Annotated in this window: 16 protein-coding genes; 7 read left to right on the forward strand and 9 right to left on the reverse strand. The window is 72.6% G+C overall.

Annotation, left to right across the window (positions count from 1 at the left end; all coding sequences use genetic code 11):
- Nucleotide 1: 1 nt before the first annotated feature.
- The gene (locus FBY22_RS06905) at nt 2-2,389 is read left to right on the forward strand and encodes a bifunctional salicylyl-CoA 5-hydroxylase/oxidoreductase (RefSeq protein ID WP_142143250.1); all 2,388 of its coding nucleotides are present in this window, start codon (nt 2-4) and stop codon (nt 2,387-2,389) included.
- Here the strand turns inward: FBY22_RS06905 and FBY22_RS06910 are convergent.
- From FBY22_RS06910 to FBY22_RS06930, 5 genes are all read right to left on the reverse strand, one after another.
- A complete protein-coding gene (locus FBY22_RS06910) occupies nt 2,373-3,593 on the reverse strand; it encodes a sulfate adenylyltransferase subunit 1 (RefSeq protein WP_142143252.1) in 1,221 nt (406 codons plus the stop codon). The two genes, FBY22_RS06905 and FBY22_RS06910, sit on opposite strands and share 17 nt — an antisense overlap.
- A gap of 2 nt (nt 3,594-3,595) precedes the next feature.
- Nucleotides 3,596-4,495 (reverse strand): sulfate adenylyltransferase subunit CysD, encoded by a 900-nt coding sequence (gene cysD, locus FBY22_RS06915; protein ID WP_142143254.1) that lies wholly within the window; start codon nt 4,493-4,495, stop codon nt 3,596-3,598.
- Nucleotides 4,492-5,049 (reverse strand): adenylyl-sulfate kinase, encoded by a 558-nt coding sequence (cysC, locus tag FBY22_RS06920; protein WP_142143255.1) that lies wholly within the window; start codon nt 5,047-5,049, stop codon nt 4,492-4,494. Before cysC ends, cysD begins: the two co-directional genes overlap by 4 nt.
- 163 nt (nt 5,050-5,212) lie before the next feature.
- Nucleotides 5,213-6,025 (reverse strand): PaaX family transcriptional regulator C-terminal domain-containing protein, encoded by an 813-nt coding sequence (locus FBY22_RS06925; RefSeq protein WP_142143257.1) that lies wholly within the window; start codon nt 6,023-6,025, stop codon nt 5,213-5,215.
- Between the two features lie 15 nt (nt 6,026-6,040).
- Nucleotides 6,041-7,633, reverse strand: a complete 1,593-nt coding sequence (locus FBY22_RS06930) for an AMP-binding protein (protein ID WP_142143259.1) — start codon at nt 7,631-7,633, stop codon at nt 6,041-6,043.
- Nucleotides 7,634-7,760: 127 nt separating this feature from the next.
- Here FBY22_RS06930 and FBY22_RS06935 point away from each other — a divergent pair, with 127 nt between their 5' ends.
- Entirely contained in the window at nt 7,761-8,885 is a 1,125-nt protein-coding gene (locus FBY22_RS06935; RefSeq protein ID WP_142143261.1) for an acyl-CoA dehydrogenase family protein, read from the forward strand.
- Nucleotides 8,882-9,280, forward strand: coding sequence for a RidA family protein (locus FBY22_RS06940; protein ID WP_142143263.1), 399 nt, complete (start codon nt 8,882-8,884; stop codon nt 9,278-9,280). Before FBY22_RS06935 ends, FBY22_RS06940 begins: the two co-directional genes overlap by 4 nt.
- A 13-nt stretch (nt 9,281-9,293) precedes the next feature.
- Here the strand turns inward: FBY22_RS06940 and FBY22_RS06945 are convergent, their stop codons facing one another.
- Entirely contained in the window at nt 9,294-9,488 is a 195-nt protein-coding gene (locus FBY22_RS06945; RefSeq protein WP_142143265.1) for a DUF5999 family protein, read from the reverse strand.
- A 227-nt stretch (nt 9,489-9,715) separates the two neighbouring features.
- On the opposite strand from FBY22_RS06945, the gene FBY22_RS06950 reads away from it, so the two are divergent.
- Nucleotides 9,716-10,141: a DUF6299 family protein gene (locus FBY22_RS06950; RefSeq protein ID WP_142143267.1), complete on the forward strand. Its 426-nt coding sequence runs from the start codon at nt 9,716-9,718 to the stop codon at nt 10,139-10,141.
- Nucleotides 10,142-10,250: 109 nt separating this feature from the next.
- Nucleotides 10,251-11,675, forward strand: coding sequence for a hypothetical protein (locus tag FBY22_RS06955; RefSeq protein WP_142143269.1), 1,425 nt, complete (start codon nt 10,251-10,253; stop codon nt 11,673-11,675).
- A 634-nt stretch (nt 11,676-12,309) separates the two neighbouring features.
- Here the strand turns inward: FBY22_RS06955 and FBY22_RS06960 are convergent.
- The 3 genes from FBY22_RS06960 to FBY22_RS06970 form a co-directional block, all read right to left on the reverse strand.
- Complete coding sequence (locus FBY22_RS06960; protein WP_142143271.1) at nt 12,310-13,080, reverse strand: cytochrome P450; 771 nt, start codon at nt 13,078-13,080, stop codon at nt 12,310-12,312.
- 250 nt (nt 13,081-13,330) lie between these two features.
- On the reverse strand, nt 13,331-14,860 hold the full coding sequence (locus FBY22_RS06965; RefSeq protein ID WP_142143273.1) for a UDP-N-acetylglucosamine 1-carboxyvinyltransferase: 1,530 nt from the start codon (nt 14,858-14,860) through the stop codon (nt 13,331-13,333).
- A 64-nt stretch (nt 14,861-14,924) separates the two neighbouring features.
- Nucleotides 14,925-15,122 (reverse strand): DUF4236 domain-containing protein, encoded by a 198-nt coding sequence (locus FBY22_RS06970; protein WP_142143275.1) that lies wholly within the window; start codon nt 15,120-15,122, stop codon nt 14,925-14,927.
- A 288-nt stretch (nt 15,123-15,410) separates the two neighbouring features.
- Between FBY22_RS06970 and FBY22_RS06975 the strand changes: the two genes are divergently transcribed.
- Both FBY22_RS06975 and FBY22_RS06980 read left to right on the forward strand, forming a co-directional pair.
- Nucleotides 15,411-15,653: a transposase gene (locus FBY22_RS06975; protein ID WP_160159860.1), complete on the forward strand. Its 243-nt coding sequence runs from the start codon at nt 15,411-15,413 to the stop codon at nt 15,651-15,653.
- A gap of 304 nt (nt 15,654-15,957) precedes the next feature.
- Entirely contained in the window at nt 15,958-16,206 is a 249-nt protein-coding gene (locus FBY22_RS06980; RefSeq protein WP_260844729.1) for a hypothetical protein, read from the forward strand.
- The last annotated feature ends 151 nt before the right edge of the window (nt 16,207-16,357 follow it).

A 16,357-nucleotide genomic window follows, 5' to 3' on the forward strand; every position in this document is an offset into this window, starting at 1 on the left:
GATGCCTTCGTCCAAGGGGAATGTGCCGGCCTCAGGGGCGCGGGGCCCTGCCGAATCCGCGGCTACCGCCGCGCGGGCGCGACAAGCCGCGACGATCCCGCAGCCGCCGACGAAGCCCGACGCCCCCCTACGAGTAGCGGTCATCGGCGGCGGCCCCGGCGGCCTGTACGCCGCAGCCCTCCTCAAGCGGCTCGACCCTCGGCGCGAGGTCACCGTCTGGGAGCGCAACGCCCCCGACGACACCTTCGGCTTCGGCGTGGTCCTCTCCGACGAGACCCTCGGCGGCATCGAACACGCCGACCCGGTCGTCTACGAGGCCCTCCAGCGGGACTTCGTCCGCTGGGACGACATCGACATCGTGCACCGGGGCGTACGGCACACCTCCGGCGGCCACGGCTTCGCCGCGCTCGGCAGGAAACGCCTTCTGGAGATCCTGCACGACCGCTGCCGCGATCTGGGCGTGGATCTCCGCTTCCGTACCGAGGCCCCGGCCGGCCTGGCGGACACCCACGACCTCGTCATCGCGGCCGACGGAGTCAACAGCACCACCCGCGAGGCCCACGCCCCTGTGTTCGGCCCCCATGTGGTTTCGCACCACTGCCGCTACATCTGGCTCGCCGCCGACTTCGCCTTCGACGCCTTCCGCTTCGACATCGCCGAGACCGAACACGGGGTGATGCAGCTGCACGGCTACCCCTACGCGGCCGACGCGTCCACCGTGATCGTCGAGATGCACGAGGACGTCTGGCGGGCGGCCGGCTTCGCCGACCTCGACGCGGCCGAGTCCGTCGAGCGCTGCGCCAAGATCTTCGCCGACACCCTCAAGGGCAGGCCCCTGCGGAGCAACAACTCCGCCTGGACGACCTTCCGTACCGTCACCAACGCGCACTGGTCCCACGGCAACGTCGTCCTCCTCGGCGACGCCGCCCACACCGCCCACTTCTCCATCGGCTCCGGCACCAAACTGGCCGTCGAGGACGCCCTCGCCCTCGCCGCCTGCCTGGAGGAACAGCCCTCGCTGGAGAACGCGTTGACGGCCTACGAGGAAGAGCGCAAGCCGGTCGTCGCCTCCACCCAGCGCGCCGCCCGGGCCAGCCTGGAGTGGTTCGAGAACCTCGGCCTGTACGTCGACCAGCCGTCCCTCCAGTTCGCCTTCAACCTGCTCACCCGCAGCCGCCGCGTCACCCACGACAACCTGCGGCTGCGCGACAGCGGCTTCACCACCTCCGTGGAGGAGGAGTTCGGCTGCCCGCCCGGCACACCCCCGATGTTCACGCCGTTCCGACTGCGCGGTCTGACCCTGCGCAACCGGGTCGTCGTCTCGCCCATGGACATGTACTCGGCGGTCGACGGCGTCCCCGGCGACTTCCACCTCGTCCACCTCGGCGCGCGCGCCCTCGGCGGCGCCGGGCTGGTGATGACCGAGATGGTCTGCGTCAGCGAGGAGGGCCGGATCACCCCCGGCTGCACCGGGCTCTACACCGGCGAACAGGCCGACTCCTGGAAGCGGATCACCGACTTCGTGCACGCCCAGTCGCCCGGCACGGCGATCGGCGTGCAGCTCGGCCACTCCGGCCGCAAGGGCTCGACCAGGCTGATGTGGGAGGGCATGGACGAGCCGCTGCCCGAGGGCAACTGGCCGCTCGTGGCCGCCTCCCCCGTGCCGTACAAGCCCGCCGGTCAGGTCCCGCGCGAGCTGACGCCCGCCCAACTCGCCGACCTGCGCGCGCAGTTCACCTCCGCCGCCCGGCGGGCCGCCCGCGCCGGATTCGACCTGCTCGAACTGCACTGCGCGCACGGCTACCTGCTCTCCGGCTTCCTCTCCCCGCTGACCAACCGCCGCACCGACGCCTACGGCGGCTCCCCGGAGAACCGGCTCCGCTTCCCGCTGGAGGTCTTCGACGCCGTCCGGGACGTGTGGCCGCGGGATCGGCCCATGACGGTCCGCATCTCCGCCACCGACTGGGCCGAGGGCGGCAACACCGCCGAGGACGCCGTGGAGATCGCCCGCGCCTTCGCCGCGCACGGCGCCGACGCGATCGACGTGTCGACCGGGCAGGTCGTGGCCGACGAACGCCCGGAGTTCGGGCGGTCGTACCAGACGCCGTTCGCCGACCGCATCCGGCACCGGGTGGGCGTCCCGGTGATCGCGGTCGGCGCGATCTCCTCCTGGGACGACGTCAACTCCCTGATCCTCGCCGGGCGTACGGATCTGTGCGCCCTCGCCCGGCCGCACCTGTACGACCCGCACTGGACGCTGCACGCTGCCGCCGAGCAGGGGTACGACGGTCCGGGCGTCGTCTGGCCGGCTCCCTACCGGGCGGGCAGCCGCCGTCCGCAGACCGGACGGACGGACGCCCCCAAACCCCGACTCACCCTGCGTCGTTGAGATCCACCATGCCCGCGGTCAGCGTCGCGCCGTCCACCGGATCGATCAGCAGGAACGCGCCGGTGCGCCGGGAGACCGCGTAGTCGTCGAGCGCCAGGGGCTCGGCGGTGCGCAGCCTGATCCGGCCCAGGTCGTTGACCGACAGCTCGGCGGCCCCGGCCAGGCCCTCGACGATCCCCTTGACGGTACGGGTGGTGTGCCGCACCAGCACGCGGTCGCCGACCCGCAGCGGCCGGTCGGCCAGATGGCACACGGCCGCCCGGACGTCCCGCGTGAGTACGGGGGCGTCGGGACCCGTCGTGATCATGTCGCCGCGCGAGACGTCCCGTTGGCCTGCGAGCCGCACGCTCACCGACTGGGGCGCGTACGCCGCCTCGGCCGCCGTGCCCAGCACGTCGATCGCCGCGATCTCGGAGGTCTCGCCGGACGGGTGCACGGTGACCCGGTCACCGACGCGCAGCGACCCCGAGACCAACTGCCCCGCGTAGTGGCGCTGTTCGCCGTGCCGGATCACGTACTGCACCGGGAAGCGGGCCGGCGCGTCGGCCGCCTCGGCGCCCACCGGGACGTTCTCCAGGAACTCCAGCAGGGCCGGCCCGGTGTACCAGTCCATGTGCGCCGAGCGGTCCACGACGTTGTCGCCGACCAGCGCCGAGACCGGGATCGGGGTGAAGCCGGGGAGCCCCGCCTCCGCCGCGTGCCCCGCGAAGTCCTCGACGATCCGCTCGAACTCGTCCTGCTCGTACCCGACGAGGTCCATCTTGTTGACGGCGAGGACCACGTGCGGGACCCGCAGCAGCCCGGCCACGGCGGCATGCCGGCGGGTCTGCTCGACCACCCCGTGGCGCGCGTCGACCAGGATGATCGCCAGCTCGGCGGTGGAGGCGCCGGTGACCATGTTGCGGGTGTACTGCACGTGGCCGGGGGTGTCGGCGAGGATGAACCGGCGGCGGGGGGTGGCGAAGTAGCGGTAGGCGACGTCGATGGTGATGCCCTGCTCGCGCTCGGCCCGCAGCCCGTCGGTGAGCAGCGCGAGGTCGGGACCCTCCTGACCGCGATTGCGGGAGGCGTGCTCGACGGCCTCCAGCTGGTCGGCCAGCACCGACTTGGAGTCGTGCAGCAGCCGCCCGACGAGGGTGGACTTGCCGTCGTCGACGGAGCCCGCCGTCGCGAACCGCAGCGTGTCGATGGTCGTACCGGTCATGGCTAGAAGTACCCCTCGCGCTTGCGGTCTTCCATCGCGGCCTCGGAGAGCTTGTCGTCGGCGCGCGTGGCGCCGCGCTCGGTCAGCCGGGAGGCGGCGATCTCCGTGATCACCTTGGCGATGGTGTCGGCGTCGGAGTCGACCGCGCCGGTGCAGGACATGTCGCCGACCGTGCGGTAGCGCACCCGCCGCTTGACGACGCTCTCGCCGTCCTTGGGCCCGCCCCACTCGCCCGCGGTCAGCCACATGCCGGCCCGCCGGAACACCTCGCGTTCGTGGGCGTAGTAGATCTCCGGCAGGTCGATGCCCTCGCGGGCGATGTACTGCCACACGTCCAGCTCGGTCCAGTTGGACAGGGGGAAGACGCGGACGTGTTCGCCGGGGGAGTGGCGGCCGTTGTAGAGGTTCCACAGCTCGGGCCGCTGGCGGCGCGGGTCCCACTGGGAGAACTCGTCCCGCAGGGAGAACACCCGCTCCTTGGCGCGGGCCTTCTCCTCGTCCCGGCGTCCGCCGCCGAACACGGCGTCGAACTTCTCCGCCTGGATCTTCTCGGTCAGCGGCAGTGTCTGCAGCGGGTTGCGGGTCCCGTCGGGACGTTCGCGCAGTACACCCCGGTCGATGTAGTCCTGCACGGAGGCCACATGGAGCCGCAGCCCGTGCGCGGCGACCGCCCGGTCGCGGTAGTGGAGGACCTCGGGAAAGTTGTGGCCGGTGTCCACGTGCAGCAGCGAGAAGGGCACCGCCGCGGGGGCGAAGGCCTTCAAGGCCAGGTGGAGCATGACGATGGAGTCCTTGCCGCCGGAGAACAGGATCACCGGCCGCTCGAACTCGCCCGCCACCTCACGGAAGATGTGCACCGCCTCCGATTCCAGGGCGTCCAGGTGGGACAGGATGCCGCTCACACCAGCCCCCGCTCCGCCAGCACCGCGTACACCGCGTCCGCCGACTCCCGCGGTGTCTGACTCTCGGTCGCCAGCACCAGGTCCGGGTCGGCCGGCGGCTCGTACGGGTCGTCGACCCCGGTGAGCCCCGTCAGCCGGCCCGCGGCCTGCCGGGCGTACAGCCCCTTCACGTCACGCTCGCTGCACACGTCGACCGGCGTGGCGACATGCACCTCGACATACGGCGTCGCACTGGCCTCGTGCCGCTTGCGGACCGCCTCACGGCTGTCGGCGTACGGGGCGATCACGGGAACCACGGAGAGCACGCCGTTGCGGGCGAGGACCTCGGAGACCAGGCCGATGCGCTGCACGTTCGTGCTGCGGTCCGCTCGGGAGAAGCCGAGGCCCGCCGAGAGGAAGCGGCGTATCTCGTCGCCGTCCAGGATCTCCACGCGATGACCCTCGGCCTGCAGGCGTTCGCCGAGGAGGCGGGCGATGGTCGTCTTGCCCGCGCTCGGCAGTCCGGTGAGCCAGACGGTGGCTCCCTGAGCCCTGGGCCCTGGCTTGGTGGTCATGCGCAACAGTCCTCTTTCTCAGCCCGGCGGTCGGCTCGCCGAACGCTAGGTAAGAAACTTGAGAAGAGGGATAGAAGAAGCTGAGGGTTGCGTGAGTGGCGGAAGTTGTGGCTGAGGTCACACAGGCGTGCTCATACAGGCGTGCTCGATTCCACGGATGGCCTCACACCCCGGCGAAAACCGCCCCCGCGTCCCGCAGCCGCTCGTGCAACTCCCGGAACACCGCCGCCGACCGCGCCCCCGGCCAGTCCTCCGGCAACAGCCGGGCCGGGAGACCGGGGTCGACGTAGGGCAGGTGGCGCCAGGAGTCGAGGACGAGGAGGTAGTCGCGGTAGGCGTCCTCGGGAGGAGTCTCCGCGCGCCGCCGCCACTCGTGCAGCACCGGCTCGTGGCGGTCCAGGAAGGCCTCGTGCTCCTTGGCGATCGCGGCCAGGTCCCACCAGCGGGCGACCGCCTCGACGGTGGCGGCGAAGCCGAGGTGCTCACCGCGGAACAGGTCGACGTACGGGTCGAGATGCAGCCGGCGCAGGGTGTGCCGGGTCTCCTCGTACAGCCGCGCGGGCGCGATCCACACCCCGGGCGCCGCCGTCCCGAAGCCGAGGGCGGCCAGCCGGGAGCGCAGCACGTGCCGCTTCTGCCGCTCCGACTCCGGCACGGAGAACACCGCGAGCACCCAGCCCTCGCCCTCGGGCGCGGCGGTGGCGTACACACGCCGGTCGCCGTCGTCGAGCAACTGGCGGGCGTCCGGCGACAGTTCGTACCCGGCCGCGCCCTGTGCCGTGCGGGCGGGCAGCAGCAGCCCGCGGCGTTTGAGGCGGGACACCGACGAACGCACGGAGGGCGCGTCCACGCCGACCGCGGCCAGCAGCCGGATCAGCTCGGCGACGGGCACGGGGCCCGGCGCGAAGCGGCCGTACGCGCCGTAGAGCGTGACGATGAGAGACCGTGGTGCATGCTGGTCGGACACGTTGATCATCTTAGGTCGTCGGCATCACTGCTGGTCACCTTCGGTGCGGAGTTTGAACCGCTGGAGCTTTCCGGTCGCGGTGCGCGGCAGGGCGTCCGCGAAGTGGATCTCGCGCGGGCATTTGTAGGGCGCCAGTTCGGACTTGACGAAGCCGCGCAGCGCGTCCGCGTCCCGTACGGCGCCCTCCCTGAGGACGACATGGGCGACGGCCACCTGCCCGCGATCCTCGTCGGGGCGCCCGACGACCGCCGCCTCCACCACGTCCGGGTGGCGCAGCAGGGCGTCCTCGACCTCCGGCCCGGCGATGTTGTACCCCGCCGAGATGATCATGTCGTCGGCGCGGGCGACGTAACGGAAGTAGCCGTCGCTGTCGCGGACGTAGGTGTCGCCCGTGATGTTCCAGCCGCCGCGCACGTACGCGCGCTGCCGCGGGTCGGCGAGGTACCGGCAGCCGACAGGCCCGCGCACGGCGAGCAGGCCCGGCTCACCGTCGGGCACGGGATCGCCGTTCGCGTCCTGCACGCGCGCCTGCCATCCGGGAACGGGGACTCCGGTCGTCCCGGGCCGGATGTCCTCGTCGGCCGCGGAGACGAAGATGTGCAACAGCTCGGTCGCGCCTATGCCGTTGATGATGCGCAGCCCGGTCCGTTCCTGCCAGGCCCGCCAGGTGGCCGCGGGCAGGTTCTCGCCGGCGGAGACGCAGCGGCGCAGGGAGGAGACGTCGTGCGCGTCGAGCTCCGCGAGCATCGCCCGGTAGGCGGTCGGCGCGGTGAACAGCACCGAGACGCGGTGCTCGGCGACGGCCTCCAACAGCTGCCGCGGATGGGCCTGTTCGAGCAGCAGGGCGCTGGCGCCGGCCCGCAGCGGGAAGACCACGAGGCCACCGAGTCCGAAGGTGAAGCCGAGGGGCGGACTGCCGGTGAAGACGTCGTCCGCGGTGGGGCGCAGGATGTGCCGGGAGAAGGTGTCCGCGATCGCCAGCACGTCCCGGTGGAAGTGCATGCACCCCTTCGGGCGGCCGGTCGTGCCCGAGGTGAACGCGATCAGCGCCACGTCGTCGGCGGCCGTGGCGACGGCCGGGTACGAGGTGTCGGTCGCGGGGCGGCGCAGCAGGTCTTCGGGGGTGTCGCCGCCGTAGGTGGTGATCCTGAGGCCGGGTATCTCGGCCTTGACGAGGTCGTCGACGGAGCGGATGTCGCACAGGGCGTGCCGGACTTGTGCCATGTCACATATCACCGCCAGCTCGTGCGGCCGCTGCTGTGCCAGCACCGTGACCGCCACCCCGCCCGCCTTCAGTACCGCCAGCCAGCAGGCGGCCAGCCACGGCGTGGTCGGGCCGCGCAGCAGGACGCGGTTGCCGGGGACCAGCCCCAGCTCGTCGGTGAGGATGTGCGCGATCCGGTCGACGCGGGCGCGCAGGTCGCCGTACGTCCAGGACGGGCCGGTGGAGGAGTGGAACGCCGGGCGGGCGGGATCGGGGCCCGTCAGCAGTTCGGCGGCGCAGTTCAGCCGATCGGGGTACTGCAGCTGCGGCAGGTCGAAGCGGAGTTCGGGCCATTCCTCGCGGGGCGGGAGATGGTCGCGCGCGAAGGTGTCGACGTGGGCCGAGTTGGTCATGGCGGTGCGCCCCCTTATGCCGGGTTCGGCGTCCTGGCGGGCTCGTGAATGGAGCGTATCGTGTTGGTGACGACAGTCAATGGAGCGCGATATGGTCGAGGTGGATACGGCAGAGAGGGGACCGGCGATGCCCGCATTCTCGCTCGAACCGGCACAGATCGCCTGGTGCGGTGAGCTGCGCACCGCCGCCGAGCGGCTGCGCCCGCTGGCCGAGAAGGGCGAACCGGGGCACGTCAACCGCCCGCTCGTCGCCGAACTCGGCAGGCTCGGGCTCCTGGACCGGCTGTTCACCTCGGGCGCGCTCGACCTGTGCCTGATGCGCGAGTCCCTCGCCCACGCCTGCACGGAGGCCGAGACGGCGCTCGCCCTGCAGGGCCTGGGCGCCCACCCGGTGCACGCCTACGGCACCCCGGCCCAGCGTGAGCGCTGGCTGCCCCGGGTGGGCGACGGCACGGCGGTGGCGGCCTTCGCGCTGAGCGAGCCGGGGGCCGGCTCGGACGCGGCGGCCCTGGCACTGACCGCACAGCCCGACGGTGCGGGCGGCTGGCGTCTCGTCGGCGAGAAGTGCTGGATCTCCAACGCCCCCGAGGCCGACTTCTACACCGTCTTCGCCCGCACCACCCCCGGCGCGGGCTCAGGTGGCGTGACCGCCTTCCTCGTGCCCGCCGACCGCCCCGGCCTCACCGGCACCGCCCTCGACATGCTCTCCCCGCACCCCATCGGCGCCCTCGACTTCGACGCGGTCCCGGTCACCACCGAGGACGTGCTCGGCGAGGTGGACCAGGGCTTCCGGGTCGCCATGGGCACCCTCAACCTCTTCAGGCCCAGCGTCGGCGCCTTCGCCGTCGGCATGGCGCAGGCGGCCCTGGACGCGACCCTCGCCCACACCTCCCGCCGCGACGCCTTCGGCGGGAAGCTGCGGGACCTGCAGACGGTCGCCCACCAGGTCGCCGAGATGGCCCTGCGCACCGACGCGGCCCGCCTCATGGTGTACGCGGCGGCGTCGGCGTACGACGAAGGGGCCGCGGGCGTCCCGGCGCGCGCGGCGATGGCGAAGCTGCTCGCCACCGAGACCGCGCAGTACGTCGTCGACACGGCGGTCCAGCTGCACGGCGCCCGCGCCCTGCGCCGCGGCCACCTGCTGGAACACCTCTACCGCGAGGTCCGCGCCCCCCGCATCTACGAGGGCGCCAGCGAGGTCCAACGGGGCATCATCGCCAAGGAGTTGTACCGGAACCGGGAGGCGCGGTGACCGCGGAGCGCATCAACCCCAGTGAGCTGTCCCCACCGGCCGGCTTCTCCCACGCGGTCGTCGCCACCGGCACCCGGGTCGTCTTCCTGGCCGGCCAGACCGCCCTGGACACCGACGGCAAGGTGGTCGGCGACACCCTCCCCGAACAGTTCGAGAAGGCACTCCGCAATCTGCTCACCGCCCTCGCGGCCGCCGGCGGAACCCCGGCCGACCTGGCCCGCGTCACCGTCTACGCCACCGACGTCGCCGCCTACCGCGAGCACGCCGGCCGGCTCGGCCGCGTGTGGCGAGAGCTGGCGGGGCGGGACTACCCGGCGATGGCGGTCGTCGAGGTCGTACGGCTGTGGGACGAGAAGGCGCTGGTGGAGCTCGACGGCTTCGCCGTACTCCCGTAGCGCACGGCGGCGTTCAGGCGGCGACGGCCAGGCGCTCGGCCGGCACGCGATGCGGGGCGACGACACGGCCGTCGGCCGTCAGCTCGCCCGAGTCGTCGAAGACGATCGCGCCGTCGCACCGCAGGCTCCAGCCCTGCTCGGGATGGGCCGCCACGATGTGCGGGACGCGGCTGTCGGAGGAAGGGCACGAAGGCTGGTGGGAACACATGGCGCACCTCCACGTCGGCCGGGACCGCTGCGTACGGTCCCGTTGCACCGACCATGCTCCGGAAGCGAACCCACCGGAACGCCCCGGCGGGAAGCGTGACAACACCCGGACAACTCCCGGACGGTTCCACGACCGTCGATGCGAACTCGCCGCCGAAGGGGTGACGGTCACCGCCCGGGGCGGGTCCGGCCGGTACCAAGTGGAAGCCCCGCCTTCAGGAGGTTTCCATGTTCGTCCGCCCCGCCCTGGGCCTCGCGGCCGGTGCCGCGCTGCTCCTGCTCACCGCCCCCACCGCGCCGGCCGCCGCGGAACCGTACGAGACGGTGACCGTCGACCCCACCGGCACCGTCGCCGCGGACGGCACCGTGACACTCTCCGGCACCTACCGCTGCCTCGGCAACACCGGCCCGGCCTTCGTCAGCTCCTCCGTCAGCCAGGCCAAGCCGGACGTCCGCCAGGGCATCGGCGGCACCGGCGCCGTCTGCGACGGCCAGGAACACCGCTGGCAGAACTCGGGCAAGCCCTCCGACGCCCTCGACGTCGGCACCGCGAGCGTCGAGGCCGGGGTCATGGAGCTGCGACCCGTGGGCGGACTGCCCCTGCCCCGCTTCCACGCGGTCCAGCGGCAGGACGTCACCCTGACCCGCGACTGACAGTGGCCGGCCGGCACCTCGCGGCCACCGGGCGGACCGGCCACGCTTACCATTGCGCTGTACACGCAGCAGCCCGGACGGTTACCTGGTCGGACCCGTGGAGATGCCCGTGGCCTCGCACCGTCGCTCTCCGAACCACCGTTTACGACTGCTCGTCGCCGAGGCCCGGCTGACGCACGAGGCGCTCGCCCGGCACGTCAACCGGCTGGCCGCCCTGCGCGGGCAGGCCACCCGCTACGACCGGACCTCGGTCTCGCACTGGCTGGCCGGCACCCGGCCCCGCTCGTTCACCGTGGAGTTGCTCTGCCACGCGCTGAGCGAGCGGCTGGGCCGGCCCGTCACCGCCTTCGACGCCGGCTTCCGGACGGCCGAGGCGCACAGCGGGGACGCCGACGCCCTCGACGCCGTCGCCCGCCTCGGCGACCTGGCCGGCGCCGAGGCGGACCCGCGCCACCGGGCGGCGGCCCGCGCGGTCCCCTTCCGGCCCGGCGCGCCCCTGCCCTGCGGGCCCGCCGAGCGCGCCGTCGGCGACGACCCGCGCGAGCCGGCGGACCTCGCCCTGGAGATCAGGTCCATGCGGGACACCGCCGCCTTCTGTGCCTTCCACCTCGACGCCTTCGGCGGCGGCTACACGCGTACGGTGCTGGCCGGCTACCTCGCCGACGTCGTCACGCCCTGGCTGCGCCGGCGGGGAGAGGAACCGGGCCACCGGGCGCTGTTCGCGGGCGCGGCCCAACTCGCCCATCTGCTGGCCCAGTCCGCCGCCGACATGGGTGCCGAGGGTCAGGCCCAGCAGGCCCACGAGGTCTCCTTGGCACTGGCCGACCACGCGGGCGACCGCCGGCTGTACGCCATCGGGCTGCGGGCGCTGAGCGGCCAGGCGCTGCGCCTGGGCGCCCCGGGCTCCGCCCTGCGGCTGGCGGAGACCGCAGCCGAGACCGTGCCGAGTACGGCCTCTCCCGGCACCCACGCCTATGTGCTGACCCAGTGCGCGCTCGGCCAGGCGATGACCGGGCTGCCGCGCACGGCGGTGCGGACCCTGCTGCGCGCCGAGCGGTGGCTGGAGCGGGCCGACAGCGTCGCGGGCCCGTTCACGCACTACGCCCACGCCGACTTCGCCTACCAGCAGGCCCAGGTGCTGCGCGCGCTCGGCGAGTCCGTCCCGGCCCTGCACGCCTACGAGCTCTCCCTGCGCGAACGCGAGGCGCACCGCAACCGGGCGCGGGTGCTCACCCTGGCGAGCACGGCCGAACTGCACCTCGCGCAGGGCCGCCTCGACGAGGCCTGCGCGCTGTGGCACCGCTGCCTCGACGAGGCCCCCCGGGTCCACTCCCAGCAGGTCACCCAGCGCGTGGCAGGGATCCGGCACGAGCTCGCACCCTATCGGCGCAGTCCCGTTGTCGCGGAACTGTGGGCACGGGTGATATCCGGGGCCGAACGGAGTAGCGGTGCGGACGGCGGCCGGTCCGGGCGGCCACAGTGGGCGCATGACCGACCCTCTGACGACGGCCGACGTACTGGCAGCCCTGCGTGAGCACGAAGGCGCCGGCGCGACCGGCGCCCCCGCCGGCCCTCACCCGCCGCCGCCGGCCGACCCCCCGTCGGCCTTCACGCACAGCCCGCGGTCGGCGTGACCGCCGGCCTTGGTATGTCGCCTGCGGCCGGTGCCCCGCGGTCTTTCGCGTGCGGCCCGCGGTCGACGTGACCGTCGGCCTTCGTTTGTCGCCTGCGGCTGGCGTCGCCGGGGTTCTTCGCGTGCGGCCTGCGGTGGGCGTGACGGCTGGCCTTCGTTTGTCGCCTGCGGCCGGTGTCCCCGGGGTTCTTCGCGTGCGGCCTGCGGTCGACGTGACCGTCGGCCTTCGTTTGTCGCCTGCGGCCGGTGTCCCCGGCGGTCTTTCGCGTGCGGCCCGCAGCGGGCGTGACCGTCGGTCCTCGTTTGTCGCCTGCGGCCGGTGCCCCGCGGTCTTTCGCGAGCGGCCCGCGGTCGACGTGACCGTCGGCCTTCGTTTGTCGCCTGCGGCCGGCGTCCCCGGCGGTCTTTCGCGTGCCGCCCACAGCGGGCGTGACCGTCGGTCCTCGTATGTCGCCTGCGGCTGGCGCCCCCGCGGTTCTTCGCGTGCGGCGCGCGGTCGGGGTGACCGTTCCTCACGTGCCGCCCGCGGCCGGCCTCATGCGCGTACGTCCAGCAGCACCCGTACGGCCACCGGCCGCCGGTCCCCGATCGCGCCCCGCCACACGATGTCGGTGAGCTCGCCGACCAGCCGCATGCCGGGGAACCGGGCGAACAGCGCGGGCAGCGCGGCTGCGGCGACCCGGCGGGCGAGCGGGGCGCCGACGGCCGACGGAGCCGTCAGCCGCGGCCCGAGCAGCTCCTCCAGGACCGGCACCAGGTCCCCGGCCGGCACGCGCCCGAGGGTCTGCGGGTGGCGCAGCAGCAGGGCGGCGCCGTAGGCGAGACGGATGGCGGTGGTGCCCGACGCCCCGATCAGCAGCCCGGCCGCCTGCTCCCGCAGCTCACGGCCGGAGATCGCGCCGCCGTGCCGTGCGCGGACGAGGGCGCCGATCACGTCGGCGGCGGGAAGCTCCGCCTTCTCCCGCAGCGCCTCCTCGATCAGCAGACCGAACTCCCGTCGGGCGGCCCGGATGCCGGGGGTCTGCGCGTCCTCATGGCCGAACAATCGCCCGGCGAGCTCCATCATGTGGGGCGCGTGGGCGGGCGGCAGACCGAAGACGTGCGCGCCGACGGTCGCGGTGAGCGGCAGCGCGAAGTCGCCCATCAGATCGGCGCGTTCGCGCCCGCCCAAGACCTCCAGCCCCTCCCGCACGCACCGGTCGATCGCCTCCGTCCAGACGTCCAGTCCGGCCGGTGCGAAGAACGGTGCCGTCAAATGCCTGAGGAGCGCCTGTCGTTGACCATCCCGGTCGAGCACCTGCGTCATGCAGGCAATGGTCGGTGCTGCCGGACGCTCCGGCGCACGCCCCGGCCGGGCGAGTGTGTTGCACGTGTTGAACGCACCCCACCGACACTTCACTGATGGTTGTCGTTCCGCCAAGAGGCTGACCCGAGCTGGACGGCCGCCGGCTCTCCATCGGGTGCGCCGAGACGCGCCGTCACTTCGACGAGTACCTGGACGCGCTCCCGGACGACACGCTGGTCGTCCGGGTCGCGTACCACGGGGTGAGGCCGGGTCAGATGTCCCGGAAGATCTCGATCTGCGCCCCGATGGAGTTCAGGCGCTCGGCGAGGTCCTCGTAGCCGCGGTTGATGACGTAGACGTTCCGCAGGACGGACGTGCCGTCGGCCGCCATCATCGCCAGCAGGACGACAACGGCGGGCCGCAGGGCCGGCGGGCACATCATCTCGGCGGCCCGCCAGCGCGTCGGGCCCTCGACCAGCACCCGGTGCGGGTCGAGGAGTTGGAGGCGGCCGCCGAGACGGTTGAGGTCCGTCAGGTAGATCGCGCGGTTGTCGTAGACCCAGTCGTGGATCAGGGTCTTGCCCTGGGCGACGGCCGCGATCGCCGCGAAGAACGGGACGTTGTCGATGTTCAGGCCCGGGAAGGGCATGGGGTGGATCTTGTCGATCGGGGCTTCGAGCTTGGAGGGCCGGACGGTCAGGTCCACCAGCCGGGTGCGGCCGTTGTCGGCGAAGTACTCGGGCGTGCGGTCGTGGTCGAGGCCCATCTCCTCCAGGACCGCGAGCTCGATCTCCAGGAACTCGATGGGCACCCGGCGTACCGTCAGCTCCGACTCGGTGACGACGGCCGCCGCCAGCAGGCTCATCGCCTCGACCGGGTCCTCGGAGGGCGAGTAGTCGACGTCCACGTCGATGTCGGGCACGCCGTGCACGGTGAGGGTCGTGGTGCCGATGCCCTCGACCCGGACGCCGAGCGTCTCCAGGAAGAAGCACAGGTCCTGGACCATGTAGTTGGAGGAGGCGTTGCGGATGACGGTCACGCCGTCGTGCCGGGCGGCGGCCAGCAGCGCGTTCTCGGTGACCGTGTCCCCGCGCTCGGTCAGCACGATGGGGCGGTCGGGCCGGACGCCCCGGTCCACCTGGGCGTGGTACTGGCCCTCGGTGGCGGCGACGTCCAGTCCGAACCGCCGCAGCGCGATCATGTGCGGCTCGATGGTCCGGGTGCCGAGGTCGCAGCCGCCGGCGTACGGCAGCTTGAAGTGGTTCATCCGGTGCAGCAGCGGACCGAGGAACATGATGATGGACCGCGTCCGCACGGCCGCGTCGGCGTCGATCGCCGCCATGTCCAGTTCGGCCGGCGGCACGATCTCCAGGTCGACGCCGCCGTTGACCCAGCGGGTCTTCACGCCGATGGAGTTGAGGACCTCGAGGAGCCGGTAGACCTCCTCGATCCGCGCCACGCGGCGCAGCACTGTGCGTCCCTTGTTGAGCAGGGACGCACAGAGCAGCGCCACGCACGCGTTCTTGCTCGTCTTCACGTCGATGGCCCCGGACAGCCGGCGGCCGCCGACCACCCGCAGATGCATCGGACCCGCGTAGCCCAGAGAGACGATCTCGCTCTCCAGGGCTTCACCGATTCGGGCGATCATCTCAAGGCTGATGTTCTGGTTCCCGCGCTCGATGCGGTTGACCGCGCTCTGGCTGGTGCCCAGCGCCTCCGCGAGTTGCGCCTGTGTCCAGCCTCGGTGTTGCCGGGCGTCACGGATGAGCTTGCCGATGCGTACGAGGTAGTCGTCTGACATGAGGTTGAGGCTATCTCAGATATGAGATGGGGCATCCCGGGGGGGCCATTCGGGTGATGACCCGTCAACCCCGCCTCTCCGTACGGGTGCGCCGCCACCCGAAAGGTCCGGGCAAATCCATCGATGTCGTACGACGTCCGCTGCTGCTGTGGGTGTGCCGCGGCCCGTTCTTGCCGCCGGTGGTGATGGACCACGAGTGCCGGTTGATGTTCAGCCGCACTCCGGGAAGGATCCGGAAACTCTTGCGGAACGTGAGGGGCATCGCGCCTCCTTTCACTGGGTGCATGACATCTCCCGGCTACCCCGTGACGGCGCGCTGATGGCTCGCGTCGCCGGATCGGGGTGCGATCGTGCGGTGGCCGCGGCCCTGGCGTGGACCCTGCCCGCTGGCGGGCGAAGTTCGACCAGGTGATGGCCCACCTCGCGGGCCGGTTCGGGCGGGCCGACCCCTGGGCGACCGCCCGCGCCCATGTGCTGGGACTGCTGTCCGGCGTCGAGCGGAGAACTGTCGGCGGCCGGCCGAACAGGCCGGTCTGTCCGACCGGGGCCGATGCGGTGCCTGCTGCGCTCCGCCCGCCGGGACGCCGACGCCGTGCGGGACGATGTCCGCGCCTACGCCGTCGATCACTTCGGTACCGACGCCGGTGTCCTGATCGTGGACGAGACGGGCTTTGTGAAGAAGGGTCGCGCCTCGGCGGGGGTGCAGCGCCTGTACGCCGGCACCGCCGGACGCATGGAGAACAGCCAGGCGGCGTCTTCCCTTCCTGCGCCACCCTGCGCGGACGCGCCCTGACAGACCGTCGCCTCTGTCTCCCGAGCATTCCTGGTGCTCCGATCCCGAACACCGGCAGGCGGCCCGAGCGCCCGCGGAGGTGCAGTTCGTGGCCAGGCCCCCCTGGCCACAGAGGTGATCGCCGCCGCCCTGGACGCACAGACAGCTCATGAGACCGCACCGGAGTGCTGGGCAGGAGCATCGACAGGGCCGGAGTCGCTGATTCCGTCCGTCGCCTGTATGACGGCCAGGAATTGCCGGGCCGCCGGCCCATCGCGCGGGGAGTGCGGGGCCGGGCGGCACCGGTCGGCGGTCAGGCGCCCGGATGCAGTCCGAGCGAGCCCGGCGTCGGGTCTCCCTCGACCTCTCCGAAGGACTCATCCGCCGCGACCCCGATCCCGCCGACAGACGAGCCGCACTCGCCGTACTGACCGACAAGGGCGGTCAGGCGCTCGACCATGCACTGACCGCCCACGTCTCCCACCTGCGCAACCACCTCGCCGGACTACTCTCGGCCGAGGACCGCCGCCACCTCGAGCGCATCCTGCGCACGCTCCGCGACGCGAACGCGTAAGTTCCTGTCCTTGATCCGGATGACCGCCGCGGGGCGGAGGCTTCAGCAGACCCCTGAGCGAGTCATCGCGATGGTGCGTGGCGAGCGAGCGGAGTGCCAGGTACGTGGCAGGTCGCGGACGGTGGGGGTGGAGCGGTCGAGGGCGGCGGCG

This window comes from Streptomyces sp. SLBN-31, from assembly GCF_006715395.1.
In the GTDB taxonomy this organism is placed as follows: Bacteria; Actinomycetota; Actinomycetes; order Streptomycetales; family Streptomycetaceae; genus Streptomyces.

Bases quoted from the DNA above. Each gene is read 5' to 3' on its own strand.
- FBY22_RS06945 (WP_142143265.1), bottom strand. From the start codon at position 9,488: ATGTGTTCCCACCAGCCTTCGTGCCCTTCCTCCGACAGCCGCGTCCCG.
- FBY22_RS06925 (WP_142143257.1), bottom strand. From the start codon at position 6,025: ATGATCAACGTGTCCGACCAGCATGCACCACGGTCTCTCATCGTCACG.
- FBY22_RS06965 (WP_142143273.1), bottom strand. From the start codon at position 14,860: ATGTCAGACGACTACCTCGTACGCATCGGCAAGCTCATCCGTGACGCC.
- cysC (WP_142143255.1), bottom strand. From the start codon at position 5,049: ATGACCACCAAGCCAGGGCCCAGGGCTCAGGGAGCCACCGTCTGGCTC.
- FBY22_RS06960 (WP_142143271.1), bottom strand. From the start codon at position 13,080: ATGACGCAGGTGCTCGACCGGGATGGTCAACGACAGGCGCTCCTCAGG.
- FBY22_RS06910 (WP_142143252.1), bottom strand. From the start codon at position 3,593: ATGACCGGTACGACCATCGACACGCTGCGGTTCGCGACGGCGGGCTCC.
- FBY22_RS06950 (WP_142143267.1), top strand. From the start codon at position 9,716: ATGTTCGTCCGCCCCGCCCTGGGCCTCGCGGCCGGTGCCGCGCTGCTC.
- FBY22_RS06975 (WP_160159860.1), top strand. From the start codon at position 15,411: ATGCGGTGCCTGCTGCGCTCCGCCCGCCGGGACGCCGACGCCGTGCGG.
- FBY22_RS06980 (WP_260844729.1), top strand. From the start codon at position 15,958: ATGCAGTCCGAGCGAGCCCGGCGTCGGGTCTCCCTCGACCTCTCCGAA.
- FBY22_RS06935 (WP_142143261.1), top strand. From the start codon at position 7,761: ATGCCCGCATTCTCGCTCGAACCGGCACAGATCGCCTGGTGCGGTGAG.
- FBY22_RS06905 (WP_142143250.1), top strand. From the start codon at position 2: ATGCCTTCGTCCAAGGGGAATGTGCCGGCCTCAGGGGCGCGGGGCCCT.
- FBY22_RS06930 (WP_142143259.1), bottom strand. From the start codon at position 7,633: ATGACCAACTCGGCCCACGTCGACACCTTCGCGCGCGACCATCTCCCG.
- FBY22_RS06970 (WP_142143275.1), bottom strand. From the start codon at position 15,122: ATGCCCCTCACGTTCCGCAAGAGTTTCCGGATCCTTCCCGGAGTGCGG.